Genomic DNA, 15,000 nt, shown 5'->3' on the forward strand with positions numbered 1-15,000 from the left:
GAGAGGCCCCGTGACCGGAGCGGATCACGGGGCCTTTTCCTTGGTGGCCGGTTACGGGTTACCGGTTACTGGACGGGCGGGTTGGCGTTGCGGAGCAGCTCCTGGAACTGCGCGGAGAACCAGTGGCCGGAGAGCGGCGCGTCCGGCAGGGCACCGCTCGGGTTGTTGCCGTTGCGCGGGTTGCCGCCGTAGGCGGGGTCGCACATCTCGTCGAAGCCCTTGCCCTCGTCGTTCGGGATCTCTTCGCTGGCCCCGTCCGACTCGCCCGGAGGCTTGATCCAGACATAGGCGTCGATGCCCGGCTCGGGGGCGGCCGTCGGCCGCTCGCCGAGACCCGCGCCCGACTGGTTGCACCAGTTGCCGAGGTGGATGCGCCGGTCGGTGCGGCCGCCGTCGACGTAGGCGTCCACGTCCGTCGTCGGGCCGGGGCCGGTCGGGCGGTCGGCGCCGCCCCAGCCGTTGCGGCTGGTGTCGATGAGCATGCCGATGCCGTCGTCGAAACCGTTGCCGACGAGCTCCTGCCGGTACGCCTGCGCGTACGACAGCTCGTCGACGTAGCGGTTCCAGTCGACCCACGAGGACTGGCGGACGGACGTGCCGTTGACGGAGTCGTTGATGGAGAAGTACGGCTCCGTCAGCGCCCCGTAGTTGGCGGTGTTGGTGATGAAGCCCGTGACGTTGTCGAGCGAGCCGGACATCTGGGCGACCTCCGTGAGCAGGTCGGCGGACGAGGAGAAGTTGTCGTCCCAGCCGAGCCAGCCGTGGTGGCCGATGTCGATGTAGTTGTAGACGTTCGGGATGGCGCCGAGCTTCTGCAGCGCGTAGGCGATTCCCTCCTGGTAGTTGCCGTTCGCCAGCATCTCGTTGCAGTTCTCGGTGGCCACGTCCCCGTCGCCGACGTTGGTGATGAGGTTCGGCAGCGAGTCGATCTCCACGACCGTGACGACCCGCAGGCCGGCGTACTTCTCGTCGTCGAGGATGTCCGCGATCGGGTCGATGAACTCGGTCTTGTACCTGCCGATCTCGTCCGGGCCGAGCTCGCCGTTGGACGCGAGCGCCGCGCAGTCGCGTCCGGGCAGGTTGTAGACGACGACCTGGATCAGGTCGTCGCCCTGTGCGAGGGCGGTGTCGAGATGGTCGCGCAGGCCCATTTTGCCGTTCGCGCCCTCGATGGCGGCGATCCGGTCCATCCACACACCGGTCGGCTCGTCGGCGACCGCGTCGCCGCCGGGCTCGGCGGCGGCGTTGGCCGCCCACTCGGGGTTCACGTACACCTCTGCCCCGGCGTACGGGTTGTCGGCCCGGTCACCGGGCGGGTCGGTCGGCGGGTCGGTGGTCGGCGGGTCGGTCGGTTCCGTCGACCCGGTGCAGAGGACCCCGTTCAGGGTGAACTCCGCGGGAGCGGCGTTGGTGCCCGAGTAGGTGGCCTGGAAGCCCGGGCTGGCCGTCGCGCCCGTGCCGAGCGCGCTGCTCCAGCTCGGGTTCGTCACGGTGACGTGGCTGCCGGACTGCGAGAACGTCCCGCTCCAGCCCGAGGTCACCTGCTGGTTGCCGGCGAAGTCCCACTCCAGCGTCCAGCCGCCGGTGATCGGGTCGCCGAGGTTGGTGACCGAGACGGTGGCGGTGAAGCCGCTGTCCCACGAGTTGGCGGTGTAGTCGACCTTGCAGCCGGCGGCCGCGCTGGCCTGGGTCTGAGCCAGCGCGACCGTGCCTGAGGCGAGCAGGAGCGCGGCCGACGCGGCCGCGATGCCGCGGCGGGCGCCGCGTCTCCTGCGCACTGGGGGGTGTTTCATCCGGTGTTCCTCCTCTGGTTGGGGCGGATGTCTTTCCGGTGGGGTCAGGGAGCGGACAGCAGGTGGTCGCGGAGCCCGGCGCCGTACGGGGTCGGGGTGCCGTCGTAGGAGCTGATGAGCGAGGGGCCGGCGGCGCAGTCCCAGGTGTTCCACGTCCAGCCGAGGTAGGACGCGCCGTGCGCGTCGAGCCACGCCATCAGGGTGTCGGTGTAGCCGTGGGAGCAGGTGTCCTCGCCGAACTCGCCGGCGACGAGCGGCACCTGCGCGGCGACGGGGGCGATCTGCTCGTCCCAGCAGGCGGCGTCGCTGCAGTAGTTGAAGTTGTAGGAGTGCCAGGACGCCGCGAGGTTCCCGGCCGGGTCGGACGGCTTGTTCGCGAGCCACCGGCTGAGGTCGTTGGAGTAGCTGTTGCCGCCGGCCATGACGACGTTCGCGGCGCCGGTCGCGCGGACGGCGTCGAGGAGGTCCTGCATCCCGGCCGCCTCGTAGGTGAGGCCCGTGCAGGCCGCGCCGCCGTCACGCCAGCACCGCCAGGACTGGTCGTAGTCCATGACCTGGAGGTTGTTCGGGTACGGCTCGTTGAACAGATCGAAGACGACGGCCGTGTCGCCCTTGAACGTGTCGGCCACCTGCCTCCAGAACTCGGGCGCGTACTCGGCGTCCGGCATGGGCTTCAGGCATTCGGCCTCGGCCGCGTCGCAGTGGCTGTCGTACCCGGTCCACAGGCCGTGGCTCCAGTGCAGCTCCAGGATCGGCGTGATGCCGTTCCCTTCGAGCAGGGCGACGTAGTCCTTGACCGCGTTCTGGTACGCGGTGCCGCGGTAGGCGGGTTCGACGTTGTCCAGGCCCAGCCAGCAGTCGGAGTTGAGCGGCACCCGGACGGCGTTGACGTTCCAGCTCCTGATGGCCGCGACGGACGCGGCGTCCATCGGGCCGTCCCAGATCCCGTTGCCCTGGACGCAGGCGAACTCCCCTCCCGACCTGTTCACCCCGCTCAGCCGGACGGTGCCGCCGGCCGCGTCCACGAGCGTGTTGCCCGAGACGCTCAGCTCGGGAGCCGGCCCGCCGGGCGGGGGAGTGGTGGGCGGTGTCGTCGGCGGGTCGGTCGGTTCGTCGCCGTTGCAGGCCGTCCCGTTCACGGCGAAGTCGGCCGGGGCCGTGTTTGCGCCGCTGTAGGCGAACTGCGCGCCCGCGCCGACCGTCGCACCTGTGGCCAGGGACCCGTTCCAGCTCTCGTTGACGACCGTGATCGTGTTTCCGGACTGCGACCAGCGCCCGTTCCATCCGTTCGTGAGCCGCTGGTTCCCGGCGTAGGAGTACGTCAGCGTCCAGCCGTCCATCGCCGATCCCCGGTTGGTGATGGTGACGGCGGCCGTGAAGCCCGTGCCCCAGTCGTTGGTGGAGTAGCCGACCTGGCAGGCGACGGCGGCGCCGGCGGCGGGCGTGCCGAGTGCGTCGCCGGCCGTGACCAGCGAGCCCGCCGCGCAGAGCGCTCCGGTCAGCGCGGCAACCGCGGCGGTGCGCGGGGTGGGCGACCTCATGCGATCTCCCTCATGCGATCTCCGCTTTCACTGATCTCCGCTTTCACTTCGGTGCGTTCGGCTTGGGAGCGCTCCCACTCCTGGACTGACGGTGAACGTAGAACGCCCCGGCGTGGAGGGAGAAGCCTTGTTTCATGACTTTCACGAATTTTCACCGCGCCTCGCGCGCGCGGTGAGGGACTCGGGACCCGGGGCCGAATCCGTCGCCCGGCGGGCCTTGACACGGCCCGCGTCCGAACGGATTCTTGGGAGCGCTCCCACTACTCCCCGACCCGGCCCCACCCCCCTGCACGGCCGGGACCCCCCGAAGGGAGTGCCTAGCGTGACCGTCACCCACCCCCCAGAAGACCCCGTCCTCACCGAACCCCCCGTCCTCACCGAAACCCCCGTCCTCTCCGAACCCCCCGTCCTCCCCAACCGCCGCCCCCCGACCCTCGCCCACGTCGCGCAGCTCGCCGGAGTCTCTCCGGCGACCGCGTCCCGCGTGCTCAACGGCTCAGCCCGGGTCAGCCGGACCGCACGGCTCCAGGTCGAGGCCGCCGTCGAACGGCTCGGCTACGTCCGCCGCCGGACCGGCTCCCCCGACCGCGTCTCGTCCGGGACGATCGCCGCCGTCGTGTGCGAGGACGGCTGCCGCGTCATCGGCGACCCGTACTTCGCGCGCCTGCTGTGGGGCGTGCGGCGGGAACTCGCCGGCCGCGCGCCGCTCGTCGTCCTCATGGCCGGCCGCGCGGAGGAGTGGCGGGCCACCACCGGCTACCTGCGCGGCGGGCAGGCCGAGGGCGTCCTGCTCCTCGGCGCCCGCCGCGCCCACCTCGCGCCGCTGGTGCAGGCGGCCGCCGGAGCCCCGGTCGTGCTGGCCGGACGCCCCCTCGAGGAGGTGGCGCTGCCGTACGTCGACGTCGACAACCTCGGCGGGGCGCAGGCCGCCGTCCGGCATCTGCTCGCCTCCGGCCGCCGCCGCATCGGGACCATCGCCGGCCCGGCCGACATGGGCGCCGGCGTCGACCGGCTGGCCGGCTACCGGCTCGCCGTGCAGGAGGCCGGGATGGGCGTCAACGGGCTCGTCTGCCAGGGCGACTTCGGGCGGCTGTCCGGTGAGCGGGCGATGCGCCGGCTGCTGGAACGCCGCCCGGACCTCGACGCCGTCCTCGCCGCGTCCGACCAGATGGCGGTCGGCGCCCTCAGCGCGCTGCGCCGCGCCGGGCGGCGCGTCCCCGACGACGTCGCCGTCGTCGGGTTCGACGACGCGCCGGTCGCCCGGCAGGTCCGCCCCCGGCTGACGACCGTCCAGCAGCCGGCCGAGGACCTCGGCGCCCGGCTGGCCCGCGAACTGCGGGCCTGCACCGGCGGCCGGCCCGCCGGCGAGCGCGCCGTCGTGCTCCGCACCAAGTTGATCATCCGAGAGTCCGGCTGACACCCGGACGAGTGCGCCCCCCGGGCGCGACCACCCGAACGCCATCGCCGGACTCCGCCGGTGGTGGAGCCCGGTATGCCCGGACTCGGGCACGCTAGGAAGGAACGAAGGTGTGAGAAGACGGCAACGATGGCGCGCGTTCACCGCCGTGAGCGCCGCGCTGACCCTGCTCTCCGGCGGCCTGGGCGCCATGGTGCCCGCGCAGGCCGCCGCGGCGTCCTGCAAGGTCGTCTACGAGAAGAACGACTGGGGCAGCGGCTTCACGGCGAACATCGGCATCACCAACCAGGGCGACCCGGTCGACGGCTGGGAACTGGTCTACTCCTACTCCGGGAACCAGCGGCTGACCAACGGCTGGTCGGGCCGGTGGTCGCAGTCCGGCTCCGAGGTCACCGTCCGGAACGAGAGCTGGAACGGGTCCCTGGCCACGGGCGCGACGGTCAGCGTGGGCGCGCAGTTCACCTACAGCGGGACGAACGCCGACCCCACCTCCTTCACCCTCAACGGCACGCCCTGCAACGAGAGCGCCCCCGCCCCGACGGTGGCGCTGACCAGCCCGTCCGCCGGGGCCACGTACTCGGTGGGCGCCTCGGTGCCGCTGGCGGCGACCGCCGAGGCCGCGGACGGCGCGTCCATCGCCAAGGTCGAGTTCTACAACCAGGACGGGCTGCTCGCGGAGGGCGACACCACCGCCCCCTACAGCCTGGACTGGACGCCCTCCGAGGCGGGCGACTACTCGGTCTACGCCAGGGCGACCGACAGCAACGGCGCGACCGCCGAGTCCACGCCGGTCGGCATCACCGTGACGGCGGAGGCGAGCGTCGTGGCGAGCCCGGCGGCGCTGACCGTCGCGCAGGGCGCCACCGCCGCCTACGGCGTGAAGCTCACCGAGGCGCCGTCCGCGAACGTGACCGTGACGACCACCCGCACCGCGGGCAACAGCGGCCTGTCGGTCACCGGCGGCGGGACGCTCACGTTCACGCCGCAGAACTGGTCCACCGCGCAGAACGTGGAGATCACCGCGAACGACACCGGCACCGGCACGGCGACGTTCACCTCGACCGCGCCCGGCTACGCGGACGCCGAGGTGACCGCGACGCAGGTGGAGGCCGGAGGCGGCACCTACACCCAGCGGTTCCTCGACCAGTACAACAAGATCAAGGACCCGGCCAACGGGTACTTCAGCCCCGAGGGCATCCCGTACCACTCGGTCGAGACGTTCATGATCGAGGCGCCGGACCACGGGCACGAGACCACGTCGGAGGCCTACAGCTACCTCATCTGGCTGGAGGCCATGTACGGCAAGGTCACGCAGAACTGGGAGCCGTTCAACGACTCCTGGGCGCTGATGGAGAGGTACATGATCCCCACCAGCGCGGACCAGCCGACGAACTCCTTCTACGACCCGTCCTCACCCGCCACCTACGCCGCCGAGCACCCCGAGCCGAGCGACTACCCGTCGGCGATCGACGACGGCGTCCCCACCGGGCAGGACCCGATCGCGGCCGAACTGGAGTCCGCCTACGGGACCGACGACATCTACGGCATGCACTGGCTGCAGGACGTGGACAACGTCTACGGCTACGGCAACACGCCGGGCGGCGGCTGTGAGGAGGGCCCCGGCGCCGACGGCCCCTCGTACATCAACACCTACCAGCGCGGCTCCCAGGAGTCGGTGTTCGAGACCGTCCCGCAGCCGACGTGCGACAGGTTCGCCTACGGCGGCACGAACGGGTTCCTCGACCTGTTCATCGGCGACGACTCCTACGCCGAGCAGTGGAAGTTCACCAACGCCCCGGACGCCGACGCGCGCGCCATCCAGGCCGCGTACTGGGCGAACGTGTGGGCCGGGGAGCAGGGCAAGGCCGGCGACGTCTCGGCCACCGTCGCGAAGGCGGGCAAGATGGGCGACTATCTGCGCTACGCCTTCTTCGACAAGTACTTCAAGCAGATAGGCAACTGCTACCCGGCCTCGTCCTGCCCCGGCGCGTCGGGCAAGGGCAGCGCGCACTACCTGCTGTCCTGGTACTACGCGTGGGGCGGCGCCCTGGACTCCAACGCCGGCTGGGCCTGGCGCATCGGCGACGGCGCCTCGCACTTCGGCTACCAGAACCCCCTCGCCGCGTGGGCGCTGGTGAACGACCCGGCCCTCGCACCGGAGGGCGCGACGGCCAAGGCCGACTGGGAGACGAGCCTCACGCGGCAGCTGCAGCTCTACAAGTGGCTGCAGTCCGCCGAGGGCGCGATCGCGGGCGGGGTCACCAACAGCTGGGAGGGCAGCTACAGCGCGCCGCCCTCCGATCTGACGAAGTTCTTCGGCATGGCCTACGACTGGCAGCCCGTCTACCACGACCCGCCGAGCAACCAGTGGTTCGGGTTCCAGGCGTGGTCGATGGAACGTGTCGCCGAGCTGTACCAGGTCACCGGCAACGCCGACGCCAAGGCGATCCTCGACAAGTGGGTCGACTGGGCGCTGTCGGAGACGACGGTCGACCCGTCCACGGGCAGCATCCAGATCCCGTCCACGATGACGTGGTCGGGGACGCCGGACGCGAACTGGTCGTCGGCGACGGGCATGCCGCCCGCCAACACCGGGCTGCACGTCTCGGTGGAGAACTACACCAACGACGTCGGCGTCACCGCCGCGTACGCCAAGACCCTGACGTACTACGCGGCCAGGTCCGGTGACGAGGACGCCAGGCAGACCGCCAAGGACCTCCTCGACGCGCTCTGGCGGCACACCGACGGCAAGGGCGTCGCGGTCGAGGAGACCAAGGGCGACTACGACCGCGTCAACGACCCGGTCTACATCCCGCCCGGCTGGACCGGGACCATGCCGAACGGCGACCCGATCAACTCCGAGTCGACGTTCATGTCCATCCGTTCCTTCTACGAAGACGACCCCGACTTCGAGCGGGTCTGGGCCTACGCCAACGGCACCAGCTCCACCCCGCCGGTGTTCACCTACCACCGGTTCTGGGCGCAGGCCGACATCGCACTCGCGATGGCGGACTACGGCCGCCTCTTCAACGAGTGATCCCGAGGCCCGCGGCGGGCACCCCCCGCCGCGGGCCCCTCAGGGCGGCGACACGCGGCACCGACTATGCGAACATATGTTCGTGTCCGGTAGTGCCACGATTCTCCATGCCGACCTGGACGCGTTCTACGCGTCGGTCGAGCAGCGCGACGATCCCGGGCTCCGGGGGCGGCCGGTGATCGTCGGGGCGGGCGTGGTGCTGGCGGCCAGCTACGAGGCCAAGGCGCACGGGGTCCGCACCGCGATGAGCGGCGGGCAGGCCCGGCGGCTCTGCCCGCGGGCGATCGTCGTCCGGCCCCGCATGGGCGCCTACACCGAGGCGAGCAAGGCGGTGTTCGCCGTCTTCCGCGCCACGACGCCGCTGGTGGAGGGCCTGTCGATCGACGAGGCGTTCCTCGACGTGGACGGGCTGCGCCGGCCGCCCGCCGACGTCGCCGCGCGGCTGCGCCGGGAGATCGCCGAGGAGGTCGGGCTGCCGATCACGGTCGGGGTGGCGCGCACCAAGTTCCTCGCCAAGGTCGCCAGCGGCGTCGCCAAACCCGACGGGCTGCTGGTGGTGCCGCCGGACGCCGAGGCGGAGTTCCTGCGCCCCCTCCCGGTCCGGCGGCTGTGGGGGGTCGGCCGGGCCACCGCCGCCAAGCTCGCCGGGTACGGCGTCACGACGGTCGGCGACGTGGCGGACATGCCGGAGGCCGCGCTGGTGTCGCTGCTCGGCCCCGGCGCCGGCCGCCACCTGCACGCGCTGGCGCGCAACCGCGACCCGCGCCCGGTGCGCACCGGCGTCCGGCGCCGCTCAATGGGCGCGCAGCGGGCGCTGGGACGCCGCCGCCGGTCCCCGCAGGAACTGGACGCGATGCTCGTCGGCCTCGCCGACCGCCTCGCGGGCAGGCTGCGGGCCGCCCGGCGGGTGTGCCGGACGGTCACCCTCCGGCTCCGGTTCGGCGACTTCGCCCGCGCCACGCGCTCGCACACGCTGCCCCAGGCCACCGCCGAGACCCCGCAGATCCTGGCCGCGGCGAGGGCCCTGCTCGCCGCCGCCGCACCGCTGATCGAGAGCCGCGGCCTGACCCTGATCGGCGTCTCGCTCGGCAACCTGCACGACGACCGGGCCGTCCAGCTCGCGCTCCCGTTCGAGCGGTCGCCCTTCGCCGAGCAGGGCGGCGCCGTCGACGCGGCGGTCGACGGCGTCCGGGGCCGCTTCGGCTCGGCCGCGATCACCCGCGCCGTGCTGCTCGGCCGCGACCAGGGGACGTCCGTCCCGATGCTCCCCGACTGAGCGCCGTCCGCCCTGCTCCTCTCCTGATTCCTTCCGTTTCCTCCCGTGGCCGCGGTCGGCGAGAATGATGGGCCGGTACGGGGGATCGCGAACGACCGGGGGTTCGGCCGAAGGATGAGGAGAACCGGGTGAGTTCCGCGAGGAAGCAGGACCGGACCAGGGAGAGCAAGGTCGAGTTCTGCTACGGACTGCTGCGGTCGCGCATCCTGGAGGGCACCTACGTGCCCGGGTACCGCCTGGTCATCAATCAGCTCGCCCAGGAGACCGGGGTCAGCACGATCCCGCTGCGCGAGGCGCTGCGCCGCCTGCAGTCCGACGGGCTCGTGGAACTGGTGCGCAACGTCGGCGCCCGGGTCGCGGTGTTCGACGCGGCGCAGGTGGAGCACACCCTGCAGATCCTGGCCCGGCTGGAGGGCTACGCCACCGCGATCTCCGCCCCGCGCATGACGGCCGCGGCGGTCGGCCGCTCCCGCGCGATCAACGACCGCATGACCGAGGCGCTGGAGGCGTTCGACCCCACCGCGTTCACCGCGCTCAACCGCGAGTTCCACTTCTCGATCTACGAGCACTGCCCTGACGCGCATCTGCGGTCCCTGCTGGAGGCCGAGTGGACGCGCCTGGACCACATGCGCCGCCCCGCGTCCGGCTACGCCCCGGGCCGGGCCCGCCGCTCGGTGGCCGAGCACGGGCGGATCCTCGACCTCATCGCCGGGCACGCCGCCCCGGACGAGATCGAGCGCGCGGCCTTCGCCCACAAGAACGCCACCGCCGGCGCCGCGGACGGCGCCCGGGTCGCGTCGCACAAGTGATCCGCCGGGGCCCGGCCGGACCGGTCCGCGCTTCATGAGACGATCGTGTCCCCGGGGACGAGTGGAGTCTGCGATGGCCGATGAGGAGTGGTCGCCCGCCGGCGTCGATCTGACGACGCCCAACACGGCGCGGATCTACGACTACCTTCTCGGCGGCAAGGACAACTACGCCGCCGACCGCGAGGTGGCCGAACAGCTGATCGAGGTCATCCCGGAGGCGCGGATGGCGGCGCGGGAGAACCACGCCTTCATCGGGCGCGCGGTCCGCTTCCTCGCCGGTGAGGGCGTCCGCCAGTTCATCGACATCGGCACCAAGCTGCCCGCGCGGGGGAACGTCCACGAGGTCGCCGCCGAGGTCGCGCCGGACGCGACGGTCGTGTTCGCCGACGGCGACCCCGTCGTCCTGGCGCACGCCCGGGCGCTGCTCGCCGGGACGCCGCGCACCGCCGCCGTCCGCTGCGACCCGGACCGTCCCGAGGCCGTCGCCGCGGACCCGGAGGTCCGCGAGCTCATCGACTTCGAGCAGCCGGTGGCGTGCGTGCTGGACCGGGTCCTGCACTTCATCGGCGACACCGCCGAGGCGGCCGCCGCCGTCGGGCGCCTGCACGAGGCGCTGCCGCCGGGCAGCCACCTGGTGTTCACGCACATCACCCAGGACCCGGAACCCGAGTCGGGCGGCGACGTCGGCGAGGTGTTCAAACCGACCAGCGGTCACTTCTGGGGCCGGAGCCGCGCCGAGATCCTCGACATCGTCGGGTGCTTCGACCTCGTCGAGCCGGGCCTCGCCTACACCTCGCAGTGGCGGCCCGACCCGTCCCGCCCGGCGGCCGCGCACCCAGAGCGCACCTTCACCCTGGCGGGCGTCGGCCGCCGCCGCTGAGGGGCGCGCTCACACGGCGCGCCTGGTCAGCAGCCGTCTCGTCCGGGCGGCCAGCCCGGGGGAGGCCTCCGGCCCCGCGAGGTCGGCGGTGGCGTCGTGGACCCAGCCCTGGTGGGTGCGGCCGGTGACCCGCAGGTGCACGAGCGGGGCGTAGGAGCCCGCCCGGATGCCCTCGTAGCCGTGCCGCACGATGGAGTGGTAGATGTCGTCGGACACGACCAGCACCAGCGGCGCGACGGTGCGCCGCAGCGCGTTCTTCGTCGCCGGCGAGTCCAGCAGCCGGAAGGCGACGTCGAGGGCCTCGCCGAAATTGCCGCGGCCGTCATTGTGCACCTCTCCGGCGTGCACGACGACGCGAATGCGAATTCGCCGGTCGCCGCCCGGAGCGATCACCGGCTCCGAATTGTATTCGGTCAGCAGGGCGGACAGGATCGGCACGACCGGGTACAGCAGCAGTGTTTTGGGGACCTCGTCGAAAGGACGGACGAGAACGAGCATCCCGTCGCCCCGGTCGACATACGCCTCGCGGTAGCGCTCCTCGATTCCGGCCCGGTTGAACGCCTCTTCCAGCAGCCGGTAGAGCACCTGCCGCAGCTCGGCCTTCACCGCGTCGGCGCGGGTGGTGGAGCCCTCGATGTCCACCGCCAGGATGGTGCGGTAGCGCGGCCGGAGCCGGGCCCGCCGGACGACCGGTAGCCGCGGGCCGGACGCGTCGACGAGCACGGGCCGCCGGGCCGCCGCCCGCGTCCCGCCCGCCCCCGCCCGCGCCCCCGGCGCCGCGCCCGGCTCGGCGCCCGGCCGCGGTCCCGTCCGCGCGGCCGTCTCTCGGTTCATTTCCCCCGTGCCCCTTTCCCGTAGTCCCTTCGCCGCGATTCTTGCAGTGCGGGGTCGGCTCGGCAATCCAGGTGTTCCCGGGTGCGGGCCCGGGTTTCCCCGGTAAATGTGAATTCCTTTCAATGGACGCCGATAGGGGCTTGAATGGAGCCGCACACGGATTCGGATCCCGTGTCAAGGGGAACGCGTCCCGGATGAGCCCGGCCGCGCGGGGCGCCCGTCCCGCGAGATCGGGACGGAAACGCCCGAGAGGCGCCCGCATCGATCGGATAACGCCACTTCAGGTCCGCGGCGCGGTCCGGGAAACTGCCCGTGCGCCCCGGCGCCGCCGGCCGGCCCGCGGCGCCGTGTCCGGGAAAGCACGGACCGCCGCCCCGTGGGTTTCCGGTGGCAGGACGTGTCCGCGGGTCCGAGCATGGAGAGGGTGGTCGTGGTGATTTCCGCCCCGCGCCGGCGCAGGTCGCCGCCGTGGTTCGGCGCGGAGACGAGGCGCGCCCTCGCCGCCGGGCTCGCGGTCGCGGGGCTGGCGCTGCTCGCGGGCTGGCCGTACTGGCGGGACCACCCGGCCGCGGCCGCGGTCACGCTGGCGAGCTGCGCCGCGATCGCGGTGGTGGGCGTCCTGCTGGCGACCGGCGGGCGGACGCGGCGCACCGGGCTGCTGTTCGTGACCGCGTCGGTGTGCTGGGCGGCCAACTGGGCCGCGAGCTGGGACGCCGGCATCGGGCCGATCATGTCGCCGTACGCGCAGGCCGAGTTCTACCTCGCGCTCGCCGTGGGCGTCCTGCTGTATCCGAGCGGGCGGCTGGAGTACCTGGCCGACCGGATCTGGACGGTCATGGCGTGCGTCGTCCTGCTGGGCTGCCCGACGGCGCTGTGGGCGACCTCCGAGCCGGAGTGGGCCGCGTTCCGCGGCGAGTCGGTCTGGTGGCCGGCGCCGTTCCCCGACCTCGGCACGTTCCAGGCCGTCCTGCGGGTCTCCGCGGCGCTGTACCTCTTGCTGGCCCTGTCGTTCGCGGTCGTCCTGATGCTCCGGCTGCCGCGGATGGACCGGCTGCGGCGGCTGCTCACCCTCCCGGTGACCGCGGCGCTGGCCTTCGTCGCGATCTCCGCCGCGCTGACCCAGAAGCCGATCATGGAGCCCTCGATCCCGCTGGACGACCTGCTGGAGGTGTACGTCGTCCAGGGCGCGGTCGTCGTCCTCGTGCCGCTGACGCTGCTGGCGTCCGGGCTGCGGATCCGCATCAGCGAGCTGGCCGTCGCGGGCCGGATGCTCAGGCTCACCGCGCCGGTGTCGGTGGAGCGGGTCCGCGACGCCCTGCGCGACGTCCTGCACGACCCGACCCTGGAGCTGTGGTTCTGGGCGCCGGCGGAGGAGACCTACGTCGACACCGGCGGACGTCCCGTCGGCATCGATCCCGGCGCGGACGCCGGCGGGGAACACGGGGAGGAACACGGCGCGGGGGAGCGGGCCGGGGACGAGGGGCGGTGGCGGCACCGGGTCCTCAGCGCGTCCGGCGGCCCGCTCGCCGTCGTGGAGCTCGGCGGGGCGCTCCGCGACCACGGCTCGCTGGTCGAGGCCGCGCTGACCGCGGGCGGCCGGGCGCTGGAGACCGCGCGGCTGCAGGCCAGCGTGCACGCGGGTCTCGAACAGGTCCGCTCCGCCTACCGCCGTCTCGTCCGGGCCGAGACCGTCGAACGCGAGCGCCTCGCCCGCGACCTGCACGACGGCGCCCAGCAGCGGCTGCTGGCGCTCGGCGCGATGCTCGGGACGCTGGAGGCGGTGACCGGCGACCCCGTGGTGAAGGAGCACGCCCGGACGTGCCGCGCCGAGCTCATGGAGGCCCTCGCCGAACTGCGGGCTCTCGCGCGCGAGGTCCAGCCGGCGCTGCTGGTCCAGGACGGCCTCGGGCCGGCGCTGGAGGTCGTCGCCGAGCGGCTCGGCACCCGCGTCAAACTCGACGTCACCCCGCGGCGGTTCTCCCGCGAGATCGAGTCCACGCTTTACTCCGCGCTTTGCGAGACGTTGTCGTACGCTGTTGAACGCGCGCGTGCGACCCAGGTGTCCGTGCGGGTCGGCGCCGAGGACGGCCGGCTCGTCGCGGAGGTGAGCGACGACGGCGGCCCCGGCGACCCGCCCGCCGATCCCGCCGCCGATCTGGCCGGGCTGTCGGGCCGGATCAGGGCACTGCGCGGCCACGTGGAAGTCGACGGCGGCCCCGGCCGGGGCACGACGGTGAGGATGGACCTGCCATGCGAGTAGCCCTTCAATGCGAGTAGCCCTTCAATGCGAGTAGCCCTTCAATGCGGGTAGCCGTCGCGGAGGACAGCGGGATCTTCCGGCAGGCGCTGGTCACCCTGCTCACCACGGTCGGCATCGAGGTCGCCGTGTCCGCCGGCTCCGGCGAGGAGCTGCTCGCCCGGGTCGCCGGCGACCCGCCCGACGTGGCGATCGTCGACCTGCACATGCCCCCGACCTTCAGCAACGAAGGCGTGGTCGCCGCACGCCGCCTCCTGGAGCGCCACCCCGGCATCGGCGTGCTCGTCCTGTCGGCCTACAACGAGACGCCGCAGGCGATGGAGCTGTTCCGCGACCAGCCGCGCGGCGTCGGCTACCTGCTGAAGGACCACGTCACGGACGTGGAGAACCTGCGGTCCGCGCTGGAGCGGGTCATGCGCGGCGAGGTCGTCATCGACCCGGACGTGGTGAGCAGGCTCGTCGAGGCCCGGCACCGGGAGCACGAGCTGGCCCGGCTGTCGGGGCGCGAGCGGGAGGTGCTGGCGCTGATGGCCGAGGGCCACTCCAACGCGGGGATCGGCAAGCGGCTCCACCTGTCCGCCCGGACCGTCGAGGACCATGTGCGGGCGATCTTCACCAAGCTCAAGATCACCTCATCGGGAGGGCCGCCGGGGCCGCAGGACAGCAACAAGCGCGTCCTCGCCGTCCTCACCTGGCTGCGCGCCGCCGAGACCCGCTGAAGTCCGCCGGGGGCCGCCGAGGCGCGCCGGAGCCCGCTCCGCCCGGCACCGCGCATCAATCGGGTAACGGGCCCTCGCGTACGGCGCGTCCGGTGGGGAACACTGACCGGATCGGTCGGGTCGCGTCAGGTGACCCGGTGGCGGCCCCCGCACGCCACCGCCGCCCTCATCGGGCCCCGGACCCCGGGGCCGCGCCCGGCCTACGCCATGCTCCCGGTGCCGCCACCCCCGCACATCCGGGAAAACCCCCCTCCGGGCCCGTGATCGCCCGGGACGACACGGAAGGGACAGCGGTGAGGCCCGTCCCCTGGCGGCCGCCCCTGTGGCTCGGCGAGCGGGTCCGCTCACCTGTCCTTGCCGACCTGCATGTACGGGTCCCCGAGGCTGCGCACCCCGGGAGTGTTCGAGTACTGCTCGGGCGCCTGGGAGGCGTCGAC

10 protein-coding genes are annotated in these 15,000 nt (G+C 72.9%); 7 read left to right on the top strand and 3 right to left on the bottom strand.

Features of this window, described 5'->3' with window-relative positions; translation table 11 throughout:
* Positions 1-65: 65 nt before the first annotated feature.
* A complete protein-coding gene (locus AB0C35_RS39465; RefSeq protein ID WP_358467485.1) occupies positions 66-1,793 on the bottom strand; it encodes a glycoside hydrolase family 6 protein in 1,728 nt (575 codons plus the stop codon).
* A 44-nt stretch (positions 1,794-1,837) separates the two neighbouring features.
* Positions 1,838-3,334 carry a cellulase family glycosylhydrolase gene (locus tag AB0C35_RS39470; RefSeq protein WP_358467487.1) on the bottom strand — a complete coding sequence of 499 codons (1,497 nt, stop codon included), beginning with the start codon at positions 3,332-3,334 and terminating at the stop codon, positions 1,838-1,840.
* A gap of 322 nt (positions 3,335-3,656) precedes the next feature.
* Here AB0C35_RS39470 and AB0C35_RS39475 point away from each other — a divergent pair, with 322 nt between their 5' ends.
* From AB0C35_RS39475 to AB0C35_RS39495, 5 genes are all read left to right on the top strand, one after another.
* Complete coding sequence (locus tag AB0C35_RS39475; protein WP_358467489.1) at positions 3,657-4,751, top strand: LacI family DNA-binding transcriptional regulator; 1,095 nt, start codon at positions 3,657-3,659, stop codon at positions 4,749-4,751.
* 112 nt (positions 4,752-4,863) lie between these two features.
* Complete coding sequence (locus tag AB0C35_RS39480; protein WP_358467491.1) at positions 4,864-7,788, top strand: glycoside hydrolase family 48 protein; 2,925 nt, start codon at positions 4,864-4,866, stop codon at positions 7,786-7,788.
* Positions 7,789-7,870: 82 nt separating this feature from the next.
* Positions 7,871-9,064 carry a DNA polymerase IV gene (gene dinB, locus AB0C35_RS39485; RefSeq protein WP_358467493.1) on the top strand — a complete coding sequence of 398 codons (1,194 nt, stop codon included), beginning with the start codon at positions 7,871-7,873 and terminating at the stop codon, positions 9,062-9,064.
* Between the two features lie 128 nt (positions 9,065-9,192).
* Positions 9,193-9,873, top strand: a complete 681-nt coding sequence (locus tag AB0C35_RS39490) for a GntR family transcriptional regulator (protein ID WP_358467495.1) — start codon at positions 9,193-9,195, stop codon at positions 9,871-9,873.
* Positions 9,874-9,946: 73 nt separating this feature from the next.
* Positions 9,947-10,753 carry an SAM-dependent methyltransferase gene (locus AB0C35_RS39495; RefSeq protein ID WP_358467497.1) on the top strand — a complete coding sequence of 269 codons (807 nt, stop codon included), beginning with the start codon at positions 9,947-9,949 and terminating at the stop codon, positions 10,751-10,753.
* Positions 10,754-10,762: 9 nt separating this feature from the next.
* Here the strand turns inward: AB0C35_RS39495 and AB0C35_RS39500 are convergent, their stop codons facing one another.
* Positions 10,763-11,587: a hypothetical protein gene (locus AB0C35_RS39500; protein ID WP_358467499.1), complete on the bottom strand. Its 825-nt coding sequence runs from the start codon at positions 11,585-11,587 to the stop codon at positions 10,763-10,765.
* 430 nt (positions 11,588-12,017) lie between these two features.
* Between AB0C35_RS39500 and AB0C35_RS39505 the strand changes: the two genes are divergently transcribed.
* Together AB0C35_RS39505 and AB0C35_RS39510 are read left to right on the top strand one after the other, a co-directional pair.
* Positions 12,018-13,847, top strand: a complete 1,830-nt coding sequence (locus AB0C35_RS39505) for a histidine kinase (RefSeq protein WP_358467501.1) — start codon at positions 12,018-12,020, stop codon at positions 13,845-13,847.
* A 41-nt stretch (positions 13,848-13,888) separates the two neighbouring features.
* The gene (locus AB0C35_RS39510; RefSeq protein WP_358467503.1) at positions 13,889-14,563 is read left to right on the top strand and encodes a response regulator transcription factor; all 675 of its coding nucleotides are present in this window, start codon (positions 13,889-13,891) and stop codon (positions 14,561-14,563) included.
* Positions 14,564-15,000 lie beyond the last annotated feature (437 nt).

This window comes from Spirillospora sp. NPDC048819 (genome assembly GCF_040650055.1).
In the GTDB taxonomy this organism is placed as follows: domain Bacteria; phylum Actinomycetota; class Actinomycetes; order Streptosporangiales; family Streptosporangiaceae; genus Spirillospora.